Genomic DNA, 19338 nt, shown 5'->3' with positions numbered 1-19338 from the left:
CACGGTTGAGCTATGACGATATTGACACACGTACCGTGGAAAGACCCCCGTCTGGCCATCGGAGTGATTCTCATCGCAGGTGGCGGCGTCGCCGGTTCGATCCTGCTCGGCGGGGAGTCCTCCGTTCCGCTCCTGCGCGCGAGCGCACCGATCGCAGAGGGCAGCGTACTGAGCGAAAGCCAGTTCGTGGTGGCCGAGCTGCCCGAGCGGGTGGGGAAGGACTACGTGCGCAGCGGCCAGATTCCGGATGGCGCGGTGGCGGCGCACGGCATCGAGGCAGGTGACCTCCTCCCGTCCTCTGCGATCGGCGAGCCAGGGGGCCTGCTCGACGTGACCATCCCGCTCATCGTCGCGCCCGCCTCGAGCGTGGCGGTGGGTTCGCAGGTGGACGTGTGGCGCGTCCAGAACGCGACCATCAACACGGCGCCGGGAGCCCGGCTGATCGCGCAGGGCGCGGTCCTCGTGTCCGTGGAGGCAGGCGGCGTGGGCGCGCAGGCCACCGCGCAGATCCGCGTGGAACCGGCCGACGTGCCGGGGATCCTCGAGGTGCTCGGAACCCAGGACGGGCTCGCCATCGTGGGGAAGGCCGGCTGATGATCCTTCTGTGTCTGCCGGCGCCACTCGAAGAGCAGGTGGTGCGCGGCCTGGCGGCCTTCGGCGAGGAGGGGCGTATCGCCCGGCGCTGCGCCGACGTGGCCGAGGTGATCGCCGGCGTGGAGGCTAATCTCGGGAAGATCGTGCTCCTTGGCGACGACCCCGCGCTCGACCTGTCGGTGGTGAGCCGGCTCGCGGCGTGCGGGGCGCGCGTGGGCGTGGTGCCCTCCTTCCGGCCGGTCACGGAGATCCACGCGCTGGGCGCCGTACCCGTCGCGGAGGCGGAGATGGTGGACTTCGTGCGGGGAGCCACGCCCGCTGAGCCCGTTGTGGTGCCGATCCGTCGCGGCCGGATCATCGCCGTATGGGGGCCGGGCGGGAGCGTCGGGCGTTCGGCGCTCGTGCGGGATCTCGCCGCGGTTGCGCCCGATGTCTTGGTGGTCGACGCCGATACCCACCGTCCCTGCTTGTCCCAGCTTTACGGGCTGGAGGAGACCTCCGCGATCGTCGCCCTCGCCCGTCACATCGAGCGGGGCCAGGATCCGGCGGAGCTCATTGACTCGGTGCTCGTGGATCTGCCGGGGCGCGGGGCTGGCAGGCCCGGCAGGCTGCTCGCCGGCCTCAACACGGGTGAACGCTGGCGGGAGCTGCCGCGGGTGGTGGCCGAACGCATGTGGGAGCCGCTGGCGGCACATGCTGAGGCGGTGATCGTGGACGTGTCGGGCGGGATGGAGGCCCGCCCCTCCCGCGAGGATCGCCACGCGATGACCCGTTCCGCTGTCGAGGCCGCGGACGTGATCGTACACGTGGGTGCGGGAACGCCGGTGGGGTTGCGGCGCTTCCTTGAGCACCTTGACGCCCTGGGCACGGAACGGATCGGCGAACACCACGGGGTGGTCCTCCTCTCCGAACACGGACTTGGCATGGACGGCAAGACCAAGGTAGCCGCCCTCATCGGGGAGGCGCAGATGCCGGTTCACTTCGTGCGAGCCGACCGGCGGCGCCTTGAGCGCTGCGAGCTGCGGGCGCGCGACGCGGTCAGTGCCTACCCGCGCTCGGGCTATTCCAGGGACGTCCGGGCGCTGTGGGAGGCGATAGGCTCGGTCTCCGGGCACGCCGCGCGTTCCTAAGGTCCGATTGCGGAGCAGGCGTCGGGCAGGGATCGCGCCCGCGGGGCGCTCGGCGCACGCGCCCAGATGCGGTGCGATGGCGCCGGGGACCAGTGCCCGCCACCCGCGCCGCAGGGCACGCGCCACCCGCGCCGCAGAGTCGGAGTCTGCCGGCGGCGCCGCCGGAGTACGCCACATGTCTGCCGCGGTCTAGGATGTGCTTATGCGCATCTACATTCCGCTCACGCCCGGGGACCTCGTCTCAGCCGTCGAGCCTCGCCTCGTCCACGCCGTCACACCTGAACTCAAGCGGGCGGTACCTTACGAGGACGCTGAAGGATGGGAGATGATCGCCACCCTGGCCGCAGCCGACGACTCGCTCCGGCTACTCTCCACGGGCAGGACGCGCCGCCGCATGGTGTGCGTGGCAGAGGTGCCAGACCGCTCCCTCGAGCCCGCGCTGCAGTCCGCAGCCGAACCCGCGGCGGAGCTACCCACAGCTCGCCGACTGATCACCTCCGTGGATTGGCAGGACGTGGAGACGATCCTGGTAGACGAGCCGGGCTACGAGGACCTCGTCTCGCGGGCGCTATCCGGTGACGAGGCGGCCTTCGCCGCCACCGGCGATATCGACCTTCTGTGGTACGACGTCGTCGAACGGGCCGATCTGGCCGCCGAGCTGGGCGCCTAGGCGGACACGCTGAGCGTGGACCCACCGCTTTCGAGTGGCCGGACCGTGACGCGATCTGGGATCATCGCCTTCAACTCCTCGACATGGGAGACCACGCCGACCGTGCGCCCGGCGGAGCGCAGCTGGCCGAGCGTATCCATGACGGTCTGCAGGTAGTCGCTGGACAGGCTGCCGAAGCCCTCGTCGATGATGAGGGTGTCAATGCGGATCCCGCCGTTTTCGGCCTGGACCACCTCCGACAACGCGAGGGCGAGGGCGAGCGAGGTGTAGAAGGTCTCGCCGCCGGAGAGCGTGGCGGGAGAGCGGACGGTGTCGCCGTTCGGCCCGGAGTCATGGTGGATCACCTCCAGGCCCAGTCCTGACTTGAGCTCGCCGCGCCCCTCGTCGGCACGACGCAGCTCGTAGCGGCCGAAGGAGAAACGGCTCAGATGCTCGTTGGCTCGGTCGACGATCTGCTCAAACCGGCGCAGCAGCACCCACACCGTGAGCCGCAAGCGACTAAGGGACATCTGCCCGGCGTTCGCCAGATCAGCCAGCCGGACCGCAGGCCCGGCGTCGTCACTGATCTTCTTCCACGCCTGCTGCGCGGAGCGCAATCGGGCAAGGTGAGTGCTCGAGGCCGTCGCCCGCTGCGCCGCGATCGCCTCGGTGCGGTTGGCCTGGGAGAGGGCCTCACGTGCGGACGCGTCTTCGGCGCGGGCCGAGTCGAGATCCACCGAGCCCTCCACCTGTAGGCGCTCGCTTGCCAGCTGAGCATCGATACTCGCCGCCTCGGCCGCGTGGTCGGCGACCTCCTTCTTCAACGCCGCGAACTCCGCGTCGGGGAGGCAGGCGGCGAGAGCCTCCGCCTCGGTGACCCGCGCCGCCGCGAGGGCCTCGGCGGCGGCCGCCGCGGAGTCGTCAAGGGAGCGAGCCGCGGAGGCGGCCGCAGAGGAAGCCGAACGAAGTTCCGTGAGGCTTGCCCGCTCGGCGGCGAGTGCGGCCTGGCGTTCGGTGACGCTGGGAAAGTCCCCACGCCCATCCGCGACGCGCGCGCAGTCGGCCTCCAGCGCCGCGTCCGTGCCGGCGATGCGTTCGGCGAGGGCGCGCTGATCCTCCCGGGCTTGACCGAGGGCCCGACGATCTGCCGCCTGAGCCCCGTCGAGTTCGCTGCGCTCGAGCTCTATCCTCGCCGCGTTCTCCCCGGCCGCCGTCGCCTTGGCCAGATCGGCGTTAAGCGCGCTTATTGCGGCGTCGATCGATTCGGGGGTGGCGCCGCCGAGCTGGGAGCGCAATGCCGAAGCTGAGGCGTCGAGCGCCGTCACCGTCTGGTTGGCCTCCTCCAGCTGCGCGGCAAGTGGCGCAAGAGCGGCCTCTTCCTCTTGGACCTGGTCGAGGGTGGCAGAATCGGCGGTGGGCTTCGCCGGCGCGGGGTGTTCGACGGATCCGCACACGGGGCACGGCTGGGCGTCGCGGAGGGTGGCGGCGAGATTCGAGGCCATCGATCGCCGCCAAGCATCGGTGGTGGTCCGGAGCTTGTCGCGTTGAGCGCGGTGGGCGTCGAAGGCCTTCGCGAGCGCGGCCCGCGCTTGGACGAGCTTCGCCTCCTCGTCAGCCAACCTTTGCGCAGTGACCTGTGCAGCCTGCTGGGAGGCGAGCTTCTCCCGGATGACCGGAGTGCTGGCAGCGAGTGCGTGTGCCGCCTGCAGGGCGGAGTCCAGATCGGTGGCCTTGCCCGGGTACGCGGCGAGCTGGGTTTCGAGATCGGCGATCTTGGCACGCAGGGCCGCCGCCTCGGTCGCGTAGTCCTCAAGCTGGGCTCGCCGGTGTGGCAGGCCAGCCTCCAGCGTCGCGAGCTCCGCGAGCGCGCCGAGCGAGGTGTCGACGCCGGCAAGCTCCTGATCGCAAGAGTCGATCATCCGCTCGGCGGCCTCGGCCACCCCTTCCTGGGTGGCGATGGCCGCCTCCAGTGAGGAATAGCCCTCCTGCACGGCGGCAGGCGCCGCTGGAAGCGCGAGCTCCGCGAGCGCCTCGCGCGCCGCGGCTGTCCGGCGGAGCCGATCGATCGCTAGCGCCACCGATTCGTGGGCGGCTATCTTCGCCCGCGCCGCCTCGATGCGTGGCGCCTGCTCTTCGAGGACGGCGCGTGCCTTCAGAAGCCGCTCACGGTCGGCGATGGCGGCGGCGAGGTTCTCCGCCCGGAGGAGGGCCTGCGAAGCCTGGGTAGCCTTGGCGCTCTGCGTCGCCGTGTGAGCCGTGGCTTCATCCCGTGCAGCGGCGAGGGTCGCGTCGGCGGCCGCGATCGCTTCCAGCGGTGAGGGGTCACCCGGATCGAGGACGAGCTCGGCCAGGTGGGGGAACTGATCGGAGACGCCGTCGATGTCGAGCCAGGCGTGCAGGGCACGCGTGGCGTTATCGCATGCCGCCTTGACCCTGCCGCGCGCCTCCTTCGCGCCATCCTCCAAAGCGTTGGCGAAGCGCTTGTAGTTGCTCGTGTTGAAGAGGGTTTCGAGCAGTGCGGCGCGCTCGGTGGACTTCATCTTCAGAAACTGGGCGAACTGCCCCTGGGGCAGGACGACAGTCTGGACGAACTGTTCGCGGGTCAGGCCAAGGAGGAGCTTGAGTTCACGATCTACCTGGGAGACTTTCGAGGCGAGAATCTCCCCCTGCTCCCACTGACGTAGCTCGACGACGGACTCGGACAGGCGCCACAGGTGGGCGGTGGCTGCCACCGGGGTTGTGCCCTCCCCGCGCACCTTCTTCTTCAGGTAGGCCGGCGCGCGCTGTACCCGGTAGGTGCCCGAGGCGATGGTGAACACGAGGTCGACCACGGAGCCCTGGCTGGCCGGGGCATAGCTCGACCGCATGCGTGAACGATCCGAATCACTGCCCGCCACGTCCCCGTAGAGGGCAAACACGATCGCGTCGATAATGGAGGACTTGCCCGCACCCGTGGGCCCGTCGAAGAGGAAGAGCCCGGAGGCGGCCAGCTGGTCGAAGTTGATGGTGTGCGTGCCCGGGAATGGGCCGATCGCGCTAAACGTCAAGTGGCGAAACTGCATCAGGCCGACACCTCCTCCCACGTGGCTGCCACCAGCTGATCCTCCGCCGCGGTCAATTCCCGCCCGCCGGCGTGCGCGAAGAATTCGCGCAGTACGGCGAGCGGATTGGAACGGATAGCGGCAAGCTGTTCAAGCGTGACGGCGGTGGCTTCGCTGACATGCTCAAGCGCGAGCATGTGCGCGAATCGCTTCTTGAGCTTGGCGTAAAGATCGGCTGGGCGGTCCGGGTCGGTGACCCGGATGCGCAGGAAGTGATCGCCGTAGCCGGCATACTTGGCCGAGAGCAGGTTCTCCAGCGTGTCTTCCAGTGTTGCCAGCGGCCGATACACGGGCGCCGGGATCAGGGTTGTTTCCCCGCTGCGCGTATCGAGGAGCACGGAGGACTTCACGTGCTTTTCTTCCGAAAAGGAGAACGCGATGGGCGAGCCCGAATAGCGCATGAGCGGATCGCCCTGGGTTCCCACAGCCTGCGGGCCGTGGATGTGGCCGAGGGCCACGTAGTCCGTCAGCCCGCCGAGCCGGAAAATGTGGGACGGGATCGAATCGGCCCCGCCCACCGAGATGTCGCGTTCCGACTCGCTGGGCTGGGCGCCAATGACGAAGGAGTGGGAGAGCACGATCCGGTACGGGTTGCCGCCGCGCCTTCGCATGTCTGCCTCCACCCGAGCCAGCATCTCGGTGTTGACGGCGATATGGCTGCGTTCGAGCGGCTCATCGCCGGCCAGCCGATCCCGCTCGGTGGGCGGATCCAGGTACGGGATGGGGTATATGAGGGCGCCGTCCGCGCCGTCGTCGATGACGACGGGGATGTGGGCGCGGCGCGAGTCTGTGCAGATGTGGAGCCCCTCCCGAGCGAAGGCGGAGCCGAAGCCGAGGCGCTGGGGGGAATCATGGTTGCCGCTGGTCATGATGACGCGCGTGTGCTCGAGCAGGCGCGAGAGCGTGTCGGAGAGCAGCTCCACCATGGCGACGGGCGGGACTGCGCGGTCGTATACGTCGCCCGAAATGAAGAGCGCGTCCACGCCCTCGCTCGCCACGAGATCGACGACGTGGTCGGCCCACTGCTCGAAGGCAGGGGTGAGATCGGCGCCGTGTATCTCCCGGCCCAGGTGCCAATCGGCCGTGTGTAAGAATCTCATATCTTCAGGCTAGCGGACCCCTCCGACAAATCTTTTGGATGCCCGCTCTTTCTGCCCAAACTCGCAGGATATGGCCAGCTCCGCTAGTCTCGAACGGAATTGAGGATATCCAGGGCGGCGGCGTGCAGGCGGCCGTTCGTGGCGATCGCGTTCGCACCCCACGGCCCGTCCTCCCCATCGAGCGAGGTGAAGCGCCCGCCCGCCTCCGTCACGATGGGCACGAGGGCGGCCATGTCGTAGAGGTTGAGCTCCGGTTCGCTCGCGATGTCCACGGCCCCCTCGGCTACGAGCATGTAGGACCAGAAGTCGCCAAAGGCGCGCGTGCGCCAGCAGGTCTGGGCCAGGCGAAGGAAGGCGCGCAGCTGGTTGCGCTCCGACCAGCCGTCCAGCGAGGAATATGACAGGGACGCGTCGGAGACACGACTAACATCGGACACGTGGATGCGCCGCGCCGCGGCCGAGGAGCGCCCCGCGTAGGCGCCCAGGCCCTGGGCCGCGAACCAGCGCTGCTTGAGCGCGGGGGCAGAAACGATACCGAGCACGATCTGCCCGTCGTCCTCCAGCGCTATCAGGGTGGCCCACACGGGCACACCGCGAACGTAGTTCTTGGTGCCGTCGATCGGGTCGATGATCCACCGCCGCCCAGACAGGCCCTCCACAGGGGCCTCTTCCTCGCCCGTCACCCCGTCGCGCGAACGGAACTGGCGTAGCATGTCACGGATGAGGCGCTCGGCGGCGCGGTCGGCGTCGGAGACGGGGGTCATGTCGGGCTTGGTCTCGACCCGCAGGTCGGCGGCGCGGAACCGCTCGAGCGTGAGGATGTCGACGCGATCGGCGATCCCGAGGGCGACCTGAAGGTCATCGGCGTAACGTGGTTGCATGCCTCAAGCATAACCGCTGATTGACGGCCCCGGCCCGGCGCGGCCTTTTTGCCTGGCCCGCGGGCCCCGGCCCGCGAGCGCCCAGGCGCGCGTACCGACGGTGCACGGCAGGCTCAGGCCCAGTGCGGGTCCACCCTGAGGCGCGAATCGAGTAGCCGGCGGAAGGATTTCACGCGCGCGATCAGCCGCGCGTCTTCCACCTCGTCGAACGCGCAGTCGAGGGAGCCGGCCTCGTGCGGGCAACCGCGCGGGCAGTTCTCGGCCACCTGACGCAGGTCCGGGAAGCCGCGCAGCAGGTCCTCGGCCTGAACGTGGGCGAGCCCGAACGTGCGCACCCCCGGCGTGTCGATGACTAGCCCGCCGGCCTCCAGGTTGAACGCCATCGCCGACGTCGAGGTGTGCCGCCCGCGCCCCGTCACCTCGTTCACGTGCCCCGTCTCACGCTCGGCGCTCGGAACCAGCGCGTTGATGAGGGTGGATTTCCCGACGCCGGAGTGCCCCACCAGCACCGACACGTGCCCCGCGAGCGCGGCGGCAATGTCGGCGATGTCGGAGCCCGCCTCGTCAATGGTGGAGGTATAGATGTCGAGGTCGAGGTCGGAATACAGGTCGAGCAGTGCGCGGGGGCTGGCGAGATCGGCTTTGGTGAGCAACAGGATAGGGTGCATGTCGGCGTCGTAGGCGGCGACGAGGCAGCGGTCGATCATGCCCGGCCGCGGCTCGGGCTGGGCGAGGGCGGTGACGATGACGAGCTGGTCGGCGTTGGCGACGATGACGCGCTCGGTGCCCGCGGCCTCCGACTCCTCGGCTGTGCGTCGCAGCGCGGTCCGGCGTGGATCCACCTGGACGATGCGGGCCAACGTATCCTTCCTGCCCGTCAGATCGCCGGTGAGGGCCACGATGTCGCCCACGACGATCGCGCCGCGCGCCAGCTCCTTGGCTTTGACGGCGGTCACGTGCGTGCCGTCATCCAGAGTCACGTGGTAGCGCCCGCGATCCACCCGGTAGACGCGGGCCCGGGCGGCCCGGCTGTAGTCGGGGCGGATCTTCGTGCGTGGGCGTGAACCTTTGCCCGGGCGCACCCGCACGCGGTGATCGTCCGTGCCGATGTCGCGTCTAGGCATGGCCGAAGGCCCTTTCCCAGCGCTCCACGAAGTCGGGCAGGGTCTTCGCCGTGGTCTGCGCGTTGACGACGCGCGTGCCCGGCAGGCGCAGCCCGAGGATCGCGCCGAAGGTGGCCATCCGGTGGTCGTCGTAGGTCTCGATGACGGCGGGGCGCCCGGACCCGCCCTCGATGACGAGGTCGTCGCCCTCCTCGCGCGCGGTGATCCCGGCGCGGCCCAGCTCGGTGACGAGCGCGGCGAGGCGGTTGGTCTCGTGTCCGCGAAGCTGGCCGATGTTGGACAGGCGCGAGGTTCCGTGCGCGAATGCGGCGACGGCGGCGACGGTGGGGACGAGTTCGCCCACGTCCTTCATGTCTGCGGCATAGGGTGCGATGCGCTCCGGCCCGGTCAGCTCGAGCACCCCGCCCTCCAGGCGCACCCGGCCTCCCATCTGGGAAAAGATCGCGCGGTAGGAGTCGCCCGGCTGTGTGGTCGCCGCGGGCCAGTGTTCCACGCGTACCCTCCCGCCGGTCACCATGGCGGCGGCGAGGAAGGCCCCCGCGTTCGACAGGTCGGGCTCGATCGTGACCTGCCCGAGGGTGGGGACGCCGGGGGAGACCACCCAGCGCCGCCCCGCGTCGACGACGTCGATGCCGGCCCTGCGTAGCACCTCCACCGTCATCTCGATGTGGGGGGTCGAGGGGAGCGTTGCGCCCACGTGGCGCAGTTCGAGGCCGCGTTCCATTCGCGGGGCGGCGAGGAGGAGCGCGGAGACGAACTGGGAGGAGGCCGAGGCGTCGATGTCGAGCTTGCCCCCGGCCACGCTCCCCGCCCCGCGCACGGTCAGCGGAAGGGTGGGTGCGCCTTCGCGCTCGGCGGCCTCCACGGCCACCCCGAGCCGCCTCAGCGCCGTGACGATCGCGCCCATCGGGCGCACGCGCGCCGCCGGGTCGCCGTCGAGGACCACGGGCTCGCAGGCAAAGGCAGCGAGCGGTGGGATGAAACGCATGACAGTCCCGGCCAGGCCGCACTCGACGCGCCCACCCCGGAAGGGTCCGGGCTCCACCCGCCAGGAGTCGCGCTCGCGCAGGATGCGCGCGCCGAGGGACTCAAGGGCGCCGGCCATGAGCTCGGTGTCGCGCGCGACGAGCGGGTGGCGGATCGTCGCGGGCTGCTCGCCCAAGGCGGCGAGCACCAGGTAGCGGTTCGTCAGCGACTTCGAGCCGGGGATGGAGACGGTGGCGTCAACCGGGCCCGACGCGGGGGCCAGCCAGGTCACCGGCTGGTACCGAGATTCTGCGCGTTGTGGCTGACGTCCTTCGCCCAGGTTGAGGCGCGCCAGCCGAGCGAGGGGTTGCCGCCGCGGTCGGTGGAGGCGATGAGGGCGCCGCCGATGAGGCCGGCGTCGGCGACGAGGGCCGCAAGCGAGGCGCGGCGCTCAGCGCCGGCCTGCTCCCAGAAGGGGTTGCGCCCCAGCGACATCGGGATCTGCATCGCGCCGAGCATGAGGGCCGTGGAACGCGGCATGCGCCCGCGCGCGAGCGAGAGGCCGGCTAGCGTGAAAACGGCGCCCGTGGCGCGCGTGAGCACGTCGACCGGGATGTCCTGCGCGGGGATTCCCGCCCTCTCGAGCACACTGAGGATACGTTCGGCCGCGGCGCGATGGCCGGCGGGCTTGCGGATGGCGTCGAGGCCGGCGGCCACGAAGGGCGCCGCAAGGAGCGGGCGGGCAAGTGTGGAAATCATGTGTCCTCCGTATCGTTGTTGTGGCCAGTCTAATCGACGATGCCGACACCGCGCGCCCGCTCGACGATCACGCGCGACAGGAAGGACTGGCGAGTGCGCTTCGGGCGCCTAGTCCATCTCGAGGATGTCCGCGAGCGGGGCGTAGTGGTCGAGGACCGCCTGGCGATAGGCCGCCTCGTCTCCCGCCTCGGCCGTGGCGAGCATGCGCTCGTGGGCGCGCGCGGTTTCGAGCAGCTTCCCGCCGCGCTCCACGTCCAGCTTGGGGATGAAGGTCTGGTGGATGAGCCACATCGCCGTGTTGAGCTGAGAGATGAGCTCGTTATCGAGGTAGGCCATGATCCCGTTGTGGAAGGCGATGTCCTCATCCATGTAGCTCTCCCGGCGGGTGGCCTTCTCCACCATGACGCCCACCAGCTGGTGGAGCTCGGGGTTGGAGGTGCCCGCCATCGCCTTGACCACCGAGGAGGCCACGCCTAGGTCGAGGTAGCGGCGCGTGGAGACCACCTGGCGCAGCGATTCCGTGCCCGAGGATCGATCGAGCGCGAAGCGCAGCACAAGGGTTTCAACCATCGGCTCGAGCGACATGTCGCCCACGAAGGAGCCGCGCCCCTGATGGGCGCGGATGATGTCGAGCGCCTCGAGCTTGCGTAGCGCCTCGCGCACGGAGGAGCGCGAGACCTGAAGCGTGGCGCATAGCGTCGCCTCGGTCGGAAGCGGATCGCCGGGCTTGAGGTTGTGTTGAATGATGTAAGACTTAACGGCGTCGATCGTTGCGGAGGACCTGTTGAGGGGAACGCCAGGAGTCGCTGCCCCGGAGATCGTCGCCGGGGAGAATTTATTTAAAAGCACTTGCGCTGACTTGTCTGACAACATACGATGAGTGTACCCGATGAGAAGCGTTGGCGCTTCACAATTAACTCAATGGAGAGGAAATAACATGCGTTCTACTAAGCGCTGGGCGAAGCTGACAGCCGTCGCTGCCGCTACCACGCTCGCCCTGGCTGCCTGTGGTGGAGGAGGGTCGGGCACCCCGTCGGAGTCCGGTTCTGCAAGCGATGCGACGTCTTCCGCGTCCGGTGGCGCTCCGTCCGGTCAGCTGAACCTCGGCGTCGCCTACGAGACCACGAACTACGATCCGTCCACCACGTCCTCGGCGCTAGCCATGGGGTCGAACTGGCACGTCGTCGAGGGTCTGTACGAATTCGACATGTCTAACTACAAGCTCTTCCCGGCCCTTGCCGCCGGCGAGCCGACCAAGGTGTCGGACACCGAGTACGAAGTGACCCTGCGCGATGGCGCGAAGTTCTCGGACGGCACCGACGTCACTACGGCAGACGTGCTCGAGTCCTACGCCCGCACCACGGCCGACACCTCGATCTACAAGCAGTTCTTCAGCTTTGTTGACAGCGTCACCGCCAAGGACGATAAGACGATCACGATCAAGACGAAGTACCCCTTCGCCGCCGTCGCCGAGCGTTTCGTCGACGTCAAGATCATCCCGGCTTCCTCCACCCAGGAGGAGATGACGGCCAAGCCGATCGGCACCGGCCCGTTCAAGTACGACTCGATCACGAACACCGCGATCGACGCCTCGCCGAACGAGTACTACAACGGCCCCAAGCCGGCCAAGGTTGAGAAGATGCACTGGGACGTCCTCAAGGACGACGCCGCCCGTCTGGCCGCCGCGCTCGGCGGCACCATCGACGTGATGGAGACCGTCCCCTCGGCCACGAAGGATCAGCTCTCCGCCGCCGGCTGGACCCTGGACGAGGTCCCGGGCTACAACAACCCGTTCCTCATGTTCAACACTGCCAAGGCTCCGTTCGACAAGAAGGAGGTCCGCAAGGCCTTCCACTACGCGATCGACCGCGAGAAGCTGGTCAAGGACGCCATGGGCGGCGACGCCCAGGTTGCGACCTCCTTCCTGCCCGCCGTCAACCCGATGTACAAGGAAGCTAGCGAGCAGTTCACCTACGACACCGCCAAGGCCAAGGCCGCCTTCGAGGCTGCTGGCCTGAAGGAGATCACCCTCATCACCACCGATCACCCGTGGATCGCTAACCTCGCCCCGCAGATCCGCCAGGATCTCGAGGCCGCCGGCCTGACGGTCAACGTCCAGTCCATGGCGTCGGGCGACCTGTACGCGAACTTCGCCGACGTCGACAACCCGACCTACGACGTCGCCCTCGCGCCGGGCGATCCGTCGGTCTTCGGTGCGGACCCGGGCATCATCATCAACTGGTGGTACGGCGACAACGTGTGGACGCAGAAGCGCACCCAGTGGGCCACCTCCGCGCCTGATCAGTTCGCCAAGCTTTCCGGCATCGTTTCCGAGGCCGAGCAGGCCACCGGCGACGACGCGAAGGCCAAGTGGGGCGAGGCTCAGGACCTCATCGCCGATGAGGCCCCGCTCTTCCCGCTCTTCCACCGCACGATGATCACTGGCATCAACGGTCAGAAGGTCGTGGGCGCACACGGCATTGGCACCACGGGCCTGAACCTCGTCGGCGCCGCAGTCAAGTAACCACGTAACCGAGACAAGGAGTGGAGGGTAGGTCCTCCCGCCTACCCTCCACTTTTTGCACCCTCAACCCACTGGGCAGCGCACATAGGTGCACACTGACCTCAGCCAATCCTCGTCGGAAGAGGAAAACGGATGAATAATCTCCTCAGACTTCTCGGGCGGCGCCTCATCGCGCTCCCCATCATGGTGATCGGCGTGACCCTTCTCGTCTTCTTCATCATGTCTCTCTCGCCGATCGACCCGGCATACACAGCCCTCGGCGAATACGCGACGCCGGAGGCACTGGCAGAATTCCGTGCAGCTCACGGCCTCAATGATCCTTTCTTCGTTCAATACGGTAACTACGTCATCGACATGTTCCAGGGAGACCTGGGCATCTACGGCGTCGGTGAGACCAACCGCGTCAGCGACATGGTGACGGGCGCTCTGCCGGTGACCCTGTCCCTGACCTTCTTCGGCCTCATCATCGCCATCCTCCTCGCCTTCCCGCTCGGCATCCTGGCCGCAATTTACCGCGACCGCTGGCCGGACCAGATCATCCGCGTCTTTTCGGTGATCTGCATCGGCACCCCGTCCTTCTGGCTGGCCTCCCTCCTGGTGCTCGCCTTCGTGGGCGGATCCATCCCCGTCTCGGGTGGGTTGCCATCCATGAGTGAGGATTTTGGCGGCTGGTTCATGCGCATGCTGCTTCCCGCCTTCTCCCTGGCGATCCCGGTCATCGGCCAGATGACCCGCGTGGTGCGAACCTCAATGGTAGAAGAACTAGACCGCGACTACGTGCGTACCGCGCTGGGCGCGGGCATCCCGCGCTCGGTCGTCATCGGCCGCAACGTCCTGCGCAACGCCCTCATCACCCCCGTGACCGTCCTCGGCCTTCGCGTCGGCTACCTCATGGGTGGCGCCGTCGTCATCGAGATCATCTTCGGCCTGCAGGGCATGGGTAAGGTTCTCATCCTCGGTATCCAGAACAACTGGGTCAACCTCGTTCAGGGCGGCGCACTTGTTGTCGCGATCGCCTTCATCATCGTCAACATCATCGTTGACATGCTCTACCTCCTCATCAACCCGCGTATTAGGTCGGTGTAACAGATGACGTCCAAGAAAAAGAAGCTTGACAAGGTTACGGCGCCTGGCGTCCGTTTCTCACGGATCAAGAACATGTCGATCGGCGCGCGCCTGGCCATGGTCTTCCTCACCATCGTCTTCGTTGTCTCCTTCCTCGCCCCGCTCATCGCGCCCTACAACCCGGACGCGCTGGCAGACAAGTGGAGCCCGCCCAACGGTGAGTTCATCTTCGGAACTGACCACGTCGGCCGTGACATCCTCTCCCGCATCCTCTACGGCGGCCGCTTCTCGCTCATGATTGGCCTGGCCGCCACCCTCGTGGCACTTTTCTTCGGCGCGCTCATCGGCGCGATCGCGGCGGTGTCACGCAAGTGGATCGGCGAAGTGATCATGCGAATCATGGACGTCATCATGGCCGTCCCCGGCATCGCGATGGCGGCCGTCATGGTGCTGGTCTTCTCCCGCCGCCTCGAGCCGGACAACGTGGTCGGCCTCGTCTTCGTCATCATCTGCTCGATCGCCTTCGTCTACATCCCGCAGCTGGCCCGCATCGTTCGCGCGAACGTGATGAGCGCCTACGGCGAGGACTACGTGCGTGCGGTTATCGTCTCGGGTGCGCGTGCGCCGTGGATCCTCATCCGCCACGTCGCCCGCAACACCGCCGCCCCGGTGCTGGTGTTCGCCACCGTGCTGGTGGCAGACGCGATCATCCTCGAGGCCTCGCTGACCTTCATCGGCTCGGGCCTGCAGTCCACGATGGTTCCCACCTGGGGCAACGTGCTCTCGGACGCCTCCTCGAACCTGTCGGTGCTGCTGGGCATGTGGTGGACGGCGCTCTTCCCGGGCCTGTTCATCATGCTGACGGTGCTGTGCCTGAACATCCTGTCCGAGGGCATCACCGACGCGATGGTCGCAGCTCCCTCCTCGGCACAAAAGGTTGAGGCCGTCACCGGCACTCGCGAGCAGGACAAGCTGCTCCTCGACCCGCGCCTGGCCTACGCCGCGCAGGCGGAATCGCTCAAGGCCCGCCTCGACCAGCTCCAGGTGGTCGAGTCCAAGCGCACCGACCGTTTCGTCGCGACGGCGACCGGCCAGCCCCTGCTGGAGGTGCGCAACCTGTCGATCAAGTTCCCGCGCCACGGCGACATCAACGTCGTCGACCACGTGAACTTCTCCGTCCACAAGGGTGAGACGATGGGCCTTGTGGGCGAGTCGGGCTGTGGCAAGTCGATCACCGCCCTCACGGTCATGGGCCTCATCGACCCGCGCGCGCAGATCAGCGGCGAGATCTTCTACGAGGGCAGGGACCTGCTCAAGATGAGCGCCAAGGAGCGCCAGGGCCTGCTCGGCAACGAGATGGCCATGATCTACCAGGACGCCCTGTCCTCGCTCAACCCGGCTATGCTCATCCGTAGCCAGATGAAGCAGCTGACCTCCCGCGGCGGCACCCGCAGCGCCGAGGAGCTGCTCGAACTGGTGGGCCTTGATCCGAAGCGCACGCTCGAGTCTTACCCGCACGAGCTCTCCGGCGGCCAGCGTCAGCGCGTGCTCATCGCCATGGCGCTCACCCGCGACCCGAAGCTCATCATCGCCGACGAGCCGACCACCGCGCTCGACGTGACGGTGCAAAAGCAGGTCATCGAGCTGCTCAATGACCTGCGCGAGAAGCTCGGATTTGCGATGGTCTTCGTCTCCCACGACCTGGCCCTCGTGGCCGAGGTCGCCCACAAGATCACGGTCATGTACGCCGGCCAGGTGGTCGAGCAGGCGCCGGCCTCGGAGCTGCTCAGCCACCCCGTCCACGAGTACACCCGCGGCCTGCTCGGCTCGGTGCTCTCCATCGAATCGGGTGCCGACCGCCTACACCAGGTCCCCGGCACCGTCCCCTCGCCGAAGGACTTCCCGGCGGGCGACCGCTTTGCGCCGCGCTCCTCCCACCCCGACGTCGGGCTCACCACCCCGCCGGTGCGTATGGAGATCCCCGGACGCGATCACTACTACGCGGCCGTACCGGACTCGGCATGGACCGACGCCGGCTACCCGGCCCCTGCCCAGCCCGGAGTTCCGGCGCAGCAGACCACCGAAGCGAAGGGAGAAGCACGATGAGCGAGACTCCGATCATCGAACTGCGCGACCTGCACGTCATCTTCAAGACCCGCGCCGGCTCGATCTTCAACCCCACCAAGGTCCACGCCGTGGACGGGGTGTCGATGAAGGTCATGCCCGGCCAGGTGCTCGGCATCGTGGGCGAGTCGGGGTGTGGCAAGTCCACCACCGCGAACGTCATGTGCGGCCTGCAGGAGGCCACCACCGGTCAGGTCTTTTTCAAGGGCGAGGAGGTGACGAAGCGTTCGGCGTCAGACCGGCGCAAGATCGGGCGCGTCGTCTCCGTCGTCTTCCAGGATCCGGCCACGGCGCTCAACGCCCGCATGTACGTGCGTGACCAGCTGCTCGATCCGCTGCGCGTGCACAAGATCGGCACCGAGGCCGAGCGCGATGCCCGCGTCGAGGAACTCATCGGCCAGGTCGGGTTGCCGCAGTCGGCGCTCGACGCGCTACCCGGCCAGCTCTCCGGCGGCCAGCGTCAGCGCGTGGCGATCGCCCGTGCGCTCGCCCTGCGCCCGGACGCGATCATCGCGGACGAGCCGACGTCGGCGCTCGACGTCTCCGTGCGCGCGCAGATCCTCAACCTGCTCATGGACCTGAAGAACGAGCTCGGCCTCGCGATGGTCTTCATCTCTCACGACATCCAGACCGTCCGCTACATCTCCGATCGCATCGCGGTGATGAACAAGGGCAAGGTCGTGGAGGAGGGCCCGGCCAAGGAGCTGCTTGCCAACCCGCAGGATCCCTACACCAAGAAACTCTTGGGAGCGGCACCGTCGCTTCTACACCCCCAATTAGGTTAAGGAAGACCAATGAAATTCCGTGGAGTTATCCCTCCCGTTGTCACCCCGCTCACCGCGGACGGCGCCCTCGACGTCGTCTCGTTTGAGCGCTCGATTAACCGCATGATTGACGCCGGAGTCGACGGCCTGTTCGTCCTCGGCTCCTCCGGTGGGGTCGCCTTTTCCTCCGATGCCCGCCGCCGAGAGGTGATCGAGAACGCCGTGCGCATCGTCGCCGGCCGCGTTCCGGTGCTGGTCGGCGTCATCGACATCACGACCAACCGCACCATCGAGCACGCCCGCGAGGCGAAGGAACTGGGTGCCGACGCCATCGTCGCCACCGCCCCCTTCTATGCGATCCTCGGGCAAAAGGAGATCAAGCGTCACTTCCAGCTGGTCCACGAGGCCGTGGACCTGCCGCTGTTCGCCTACGACATCCCCGTGTGCGTCCACGTCAAGCTCTCGCCGGCGCTCATCCTCGAGCTGGCCCGCGAGGGTGTGCTGGCGGGCGTGAAGGATTCCTCGGGCGACGACGTCTCCTTCCGTTTCCTCGCCCAAGCGCGCGACGAGGAGGGCCTGGAGCTTTCCCTGCTCACCGGCCACGAAGTCGTCGTCGACGGCGCCTACATGTCCCACGCCGACGGCTCGGTGCCGGGCCTGGGCAACGTCGACCCGGTCGTCTACGTCGAACAGTGGCGCGCCTACCAGGCCGGCGACTGGAGCCGGGTGCGCGAGCTGCAGGACCAGGCGACTCGCCTCATGCGGATCGTCCAAGCCCCTTCTGGCGAGTTCGGCTATGCGGCCGGTGTAGGCGCCTTCAAGACGGCGCTCATGCTGCTTGGCGTGTTCGAGACGAACACGATGCCCGAACCCGTCCTCGCCCTCGAGGGTGAGAACGTGGAGGCCGTGGCCCGAGTGCTGCGGGAAACCGGGCACCTGAAGTAGGAGGAAACCATGACTGGTGCCGAGATCCTGACGATCGACATTGGTGGCACCAAGGTGGGGTGGGCTTTCGCTGACGCCGATCGTCTCAGCGTCGGCGAGAGCCGATCCATGAAGACCCTCGCTCACGCTGGCGGTGCCGATGTGGCACGGCGCATCCGCGACATGGTGGTGGATGCGTGCGCCGACCGCTCTCTCCTCGGCATCGGTATCGCCAGCGCGGGCGTGGTCGACCCGGCCAGCGGCACGATCGTCTCCGCTACGAACACGATGCCGGGATGGGCCGGAACCCGGCTCGGCGAAATCCTTGCCGAGGCCACGGGCCTGCCCGTCCACGTCATCAACGACGTCCACGCACACGGCCTGGGGGAGGCGATCGTGGGAGCCGGCAAGGGCGCAGCGTCCGTGGTGTCGATGGCGCTGGGAACCGGGATCGGTGGCGCGCTCATCCGGGAGGGCGAGATCGACTTTGGCGATCACTTCCTCGCCGGCCACTACGGCCACATCCACCACCATCTCGCCGTCGGCATGCCCTGCTCGTGCGGACGCACCGGCCACATCGAGGCCATCGCCTCCGGGCACGGCATCACCAACTGGTACAACTCCCGGCGCGGGCCTTCCGATCCGGAGGTTACCAACGGCAAGGAGCTGCAAGACTTGGCCGAGCGCGGCAACCAGCTCGCGCGCGACGTCTTCAACCAGTCGGCTTACGCCACGGGCGAGTCCCTCGCCACGCTCGCCAACTGTATCGATCCATCCGTCATCGTCCTATCGGGCTCGATGACCCGCTCGGGCGACGAATGGTGGCAAAATGTTCATGAGGGCTTTCTTGCCCGCGCCATGGATCCGGTTGCCACCGTGCCGATCAAACTCGGTGAACTCGGTTCCGCCGCACCCCTGTACGGCGCGGCGATCAATTTCATGAGGAAAGAAGTCTAAATGCATCAGCTCATTGAATCGCTGCGTGGGCGCCTGATCGTCTCCGCGCAGGCCTACCCGGGCGAGCCCATGCGCCACCCGGAGACCATGGCCCAGATTGCGCTCGCGGCCGAGCGCGGCGGCGCCGGCGCGATACGCTGCCAGGGCCTCGCTGACATCGCCGCCATCAAGGGACAGGTGGATGTGCCCGTCATTGGCCTGTGGAAGGAGGGGCACGACGGCGTCTATATCACCCCCACCCTGCGCCACGCGCGCGCCTGCATCATGGCCGGCGCGGACATCGTGGCGCTCGATGCCACCCGCCGCCCGCGCCCGGACGGGCGCACCTACGCCGAGACGGTGGCCGAGCTGAAGAAGGAGGAGGCCCTGGTCATGGCTGACTGCGGCTCCTTCGACGACGCCGTCATGGCCGCCGACGCCGGCTCGGACATCCTCTCCACCACCCTGTCGGGTTACACGGGCGAACGCCCCAAGACGGACGGCCCCGACCTCGAGCTCCTGCGCGAGATCGTGGCGGCCTTCCCCGATGTGCCGGTCTTTTGCGAGGGGCGTGTGCACACCCCCGAGCAGGCCAGGGCCGTCATGGAGGCCGGAGCGTTCGCCGTCGTCGTCGGCACCGCCATTACCCACCCAACCACGATCACCTCGTGGTTCTCGGATGCCATCAAGTAAGAAA

The 19338-nt window shown here is 67.9% G+C and carries 17 protein-coding genes; 10 read left to right on the top strand and 7 right to left on the bottom strand.

The window, feature by feature from the left end:
• Nucleotides 1-12: 12 nt before the first annotated feature.
• The 3 genes from J2S45_RS08870 to J2S45_RS08860 all read left to right on the top strand — a co-directional run bounded on the left by J2S45_RS08870 (nt 13) and on the right by J2S45_RS08860 (nt 2394).
• The gene (locus J2S45_RS08870; RefSeq protein ID WP_307635162.1) at nt 13-594 is read left to right on the top strand and encodes an SAF domain-containing protein; all 582 of its coding nucleotides are present in this window, start codon (nt 13-15) and stop codon (nt 592-594) included.
• Nucleotides 594-1724 carry an AAA family ATPase gene (locus tag J2S45_RS08865; protein WP_307635161.1) on the top strand — a complete coding sequence of 377 codons (1131 nt, stop codon included), beginning with the start codon at nt 594-596 and terminating at the stop codon, nt 1722-1724. Before J2S45_RS08870 ends, J2S45_RS08865 begins: the two co-directional genes overlap by 1 nt.
• A gap of 202 nt (nt 1725-1926) precedes the next feature.
• Entirely contained in the window at nt 1927-2394 is a 468-nt protein-coding gene (locus J2S45_RS08860) for a DUF6912 family protein (RefSeq protein ID WP_307635160.1), read from the top strand.
• On the opposite strand, the gene J2S45_RS08855 is transcribed toward J2S45_RS08860, so the two are convergent.
• From J2S45_RS08855 to J2S45_RS08825, 7 genes are all read right to left on the bottom strand, one after another.
• The gene (locus J2S45_RS08855; protein WP_307635159.1) at nt 2391-5435 is read right to left on the bottom strand and encodes an AAA family ATPase; all 3045 of its coding nucleotides are present in this window, start codon (nt 5433-5435) and stop codon (nt 2391-2393) included. The genes J2S45_RS08860 and J2S45_RS08855 overlap by 4 nt on opposite strands.
• Nucleotides 5435-6574 carry an exonuclease SbcCD subunit D gene (locus tag J2S45_RS08850; RefSeq protein ID WP_307635158.1) on the bottom strand — a complete coding sequence of 380 codons (1140 nt, stop codon included), beginning with the start codon at nt 6572-6574 and terminating at the stop codon, nt 5435-5437. The genes J2S45_RS08855 and J2S45_RS08850 overlap by 1 nt, the downstream gene beginning before the upstream one ends.
• 83 nt (nt 6575-6657) lie before the next feature.
• Nucleotides 6658-7455, bottom strand: coding sequence for a histidinol-phosphatase (hisN, locus tag J2S45_RS08845; protein ID WP_270975497.1), 798 nt, complete (start codon nt 7453-7455; stop codon nt 6658-6660).
• A 113-nt stretch (nt 7456-7568) separates the two neighbouring features.
• On the bottom strand, nt 7569-8579 hold the full coding sequence (rsgA, locus tag J2S45_RS08840; protein WP_270975495.1) for a ribosome small subunit-dependent GTPase A: 1011 nt from the start codon (nt 8577-8579) through the stop codon (nt 7569-7571).
• The gene (gene aroA / locus J2S45_RS08835) at nt 8572-9837 is read right to left on the bottom strand and encodes a 3-phosphoshikimate 1-carboxyvinyltransferase (RefSeq protein WP_296929281.1); all 1266 of its coding nucleotides are present in this window, start codon (nt 9835-9837) and stop codon (nt 8572-8574) included. The genes rsgA and aroA overlap by 8 nt, the downstream gene beginning before the upstream one ends.
• Nucleotides 9834-10304 (bottom strand): DoxX family protein, encoded by a 471-nt coding sequence (locus J2S45_RS08830; RefSeq protein WP_307635157.1) that lies wholly within the window; start codon nt 10302-10304, stop codon nt 9834-9836. The genes aroA and J2S45_RS08830 overlap by 4 nt, the downstream gene beginning before the upstream one ends.
• Nucleotides 10305-10412: 108 nt before the next feature.
• A complete protein-coding gene (locus J2S45_RS08825) occupies nt 10413-11177 on the bottom strand; it encodes a FadR/GntR family transcriptional regulator (RefSeq protein WP_296929277.1) in 765 nt (254 codons plus the stop codon).
• Between the two features lie 64 nt (nt 11178-11241).
• Between J2S45_RS08825 and J2S45_RS08820 the strand changes: the two genes are divergently transcribed.
• The 7 genes from J2S45_RS08820 (at nt 11242) to J2S45_RS08790 (ending at nt 19334) form a co-directional block, all read left to right on the top strand.
• A complete protein-coding gene (locus tag J2S45_RS08820; protein WP_296929275.1) occupies nt 11242-12828 on the top strand; it encodes an ABC transporter substrate-binding protein in 1587 nt (528 codons plus the stop codon).
• 132 nt (nt 12829-12960) lie between these two features.
• Nucleotides 12961-13914, top strand: coding sequence for an ABC transporter permease (locus J2S45_RS08815; RefSeq protein WP_296929273.1), 954 nt, complete (start codon nt 12961-12963; stop codon nt 13912-13914).
• Nucleotides 13915-13917: 3 nt separating this feature from the next.
• Nucleotides 13918-15999, top strand: a complete 2082-nt coding sequence (locus J2S45_RS08810; protein WP_307635156.1) for a dipeptide/oligopeptide/nickel ABC transporter permease/ATP-binding protein — start codon at nt 13918-13920, stop codon at nt 15997-15999.
• The gene (locus tag J2S45_RS08805; RefSeq protein ID WP_270975481.1) at nt 15996-16802 is read left to right on the top strand and encodes an ABC transporter ATP-binding protein; all 807 of its coding nucleotides are present in this window, start codon (nt 15996-15998) and stop codon (nt 16800-16802) included. Before J2S45_RS08810 ends, J2S45_RS08805 begins: the two co-directional genes overlap by 4 nt.
• Nucleotides 16803-16811: 9 nt before the next feature.
• On the top strand, nt 16812-17726 hold the full coding sequence (locus J2S45_RS08800) for a dihydrodipicolinate synthase family protein (RefSeq protein WP_296929268.1): 915 nt from the start codon (nt 16812-16814) through the stop codon (nt 17724-17726).
• Between the two features lie 9 nt (nt 17727-17735).
• Nucleotides 17736-18662 carry an ROK family protein gene (locus tag J2S45_RS08795; RefSeq protein WP_296929266.1) on the top strand — a complete coding sequence of 309 codons (927 nt, stop codon included), beginning with the start codon at nt 17736-17738 and terminating at the stop codon, nt 18660-18662.
• Entirely contained in the window at nt 18663-19334 is a 672-nt protein-coding gene (locus tag J2S45_RS08790) for an N-acetylmannosamine-6-phosphate 2-epimerase (protein ID WP_307635155.1), read from the top strand. It abuts the gene before it with no gap.
• Nucleotides 19335-19338 lie beyond the last annotated feature (4 nt).

The sequence above is a fragment of the Trueperella abortisuis genome, assembly GCF_030811095.1.
Lineage (GTDB): Bacteria > Actinomycetota > Actinomycetes > Actinomycetales > Actinomycetaceae > Trueperella > Trueperella abortisuis.
The sequence above is the reverse complement of the archived record's forward strand: the minus strand, read 5'-3'. Positions and strand labels throughout refer to the sequence as shown.

Coding starts and splice junctions, on each gene's coding strand:
- J2S45_RS08870 (WP_307635162.1), top strand. CDS start 13: ATGACGATATTGACACACGTACCGTGGAAAGACCCCCGTCTGGCCATC.
- J2S45_RS08865 (WP_307635161.1), top strand. CDS start 594: ATGATCCTTCTGTGTCTGCCGGCGCCACTCGAAGAGCAGGTGGTGCGC.
- J2S45_RS08860 (WP_307635160.1), top strand. CDS start 1,927: ATGCGCATCTACATTCCGCTCACGCCCGGGGACCTCGTCTCAGCCGTC.
- J2S45_RS08855 (WP_307635159.1), bottom strand. CDS start 5,435: ATGCAGTTTCGCCACTTGACGTTTAGCGCGATCGGCCCATTCCCGGGC.
- J2S45_RS08850 (WP_307635158.1), bottom strand. CDS start 6,574: ATGAGATTCTTACACACGGCCGATTGGCACCTGGGCCGGGAGATACAC.
- hisN (WP_270975497.1), bottom strand. CDS start 7,455: ATGCAACCACGTTACGCCGATGACCTTCAGGTCGCCCTCGGGATCGCC.
- rsgA (WP_270975495.1), bottom strand. CDS start 8,579: ATGCCTAGACGCGACATCGGCACGGACGATCACCGCGTGCGGGTGCGC.
- J2S45_RS08830 (WP_307635157.1), bottom strand. CDS start 10,304: ATGATTTCCACACTTGCCCGCCCGCTCCTTGCGGCGCCCTTCGTGGCC.
- J2S45_RS08825 (WP_296929277.1), bottom strand. CDS start 11,177: ATGTTGTCAGACAAGTCAGCGCAAGTGCTTTTAAATAAATTCTCCCCG.
- J2S45_RS08820 (WP_296929275.1), top strand. CDS start 11,242: ATGCGTTCTACTAAGCGCTGGGCGAAGCTGACAGCCGTCGCTGCCGCT.
- J2S45_RS08815 (WP_296929273.1), top strand. CDS start 12,961: ATGAATAATCTCCTCAGACTTCTCGGGCGGCGCCTCATCGCGCTCCCC.
- J2S45_RS08810 (WP_307635156.1), top strand. CDS start 13,918: ATGACGTCCAAGAAAAAGAAGCTTGACAAGGTTACGGCGCCTGGCGTC.
- J2S45_RS08805 (WP_270975481.1), top strand. CDS start 15,996: ATGAGCGAGACTCCGATCATCGAACTGCGCGACCTGCACGTCATCTTC.
- J2S45_RS08800 (WP_296929268.1), top strand. CDS start 16,812: ATGAAATTCCGTGGAGTTATCCCTCCCGTTGTCACCCCGCTCACCGCG.
- J2S45_RS08795 (WP_296929266.1), top strand. CDS start 17,736: ATGACTGGTGCCGAGATCCTGACGATCGACATTGGTGGCACCAAGGTG.
- J2S45_RS08790 (WP_307635155.1), top strand. CDS start 18,663: ATGCATCAGCTCATTGAATCGCTGCGTGGGCGCCTGATCGTCTCCGCG.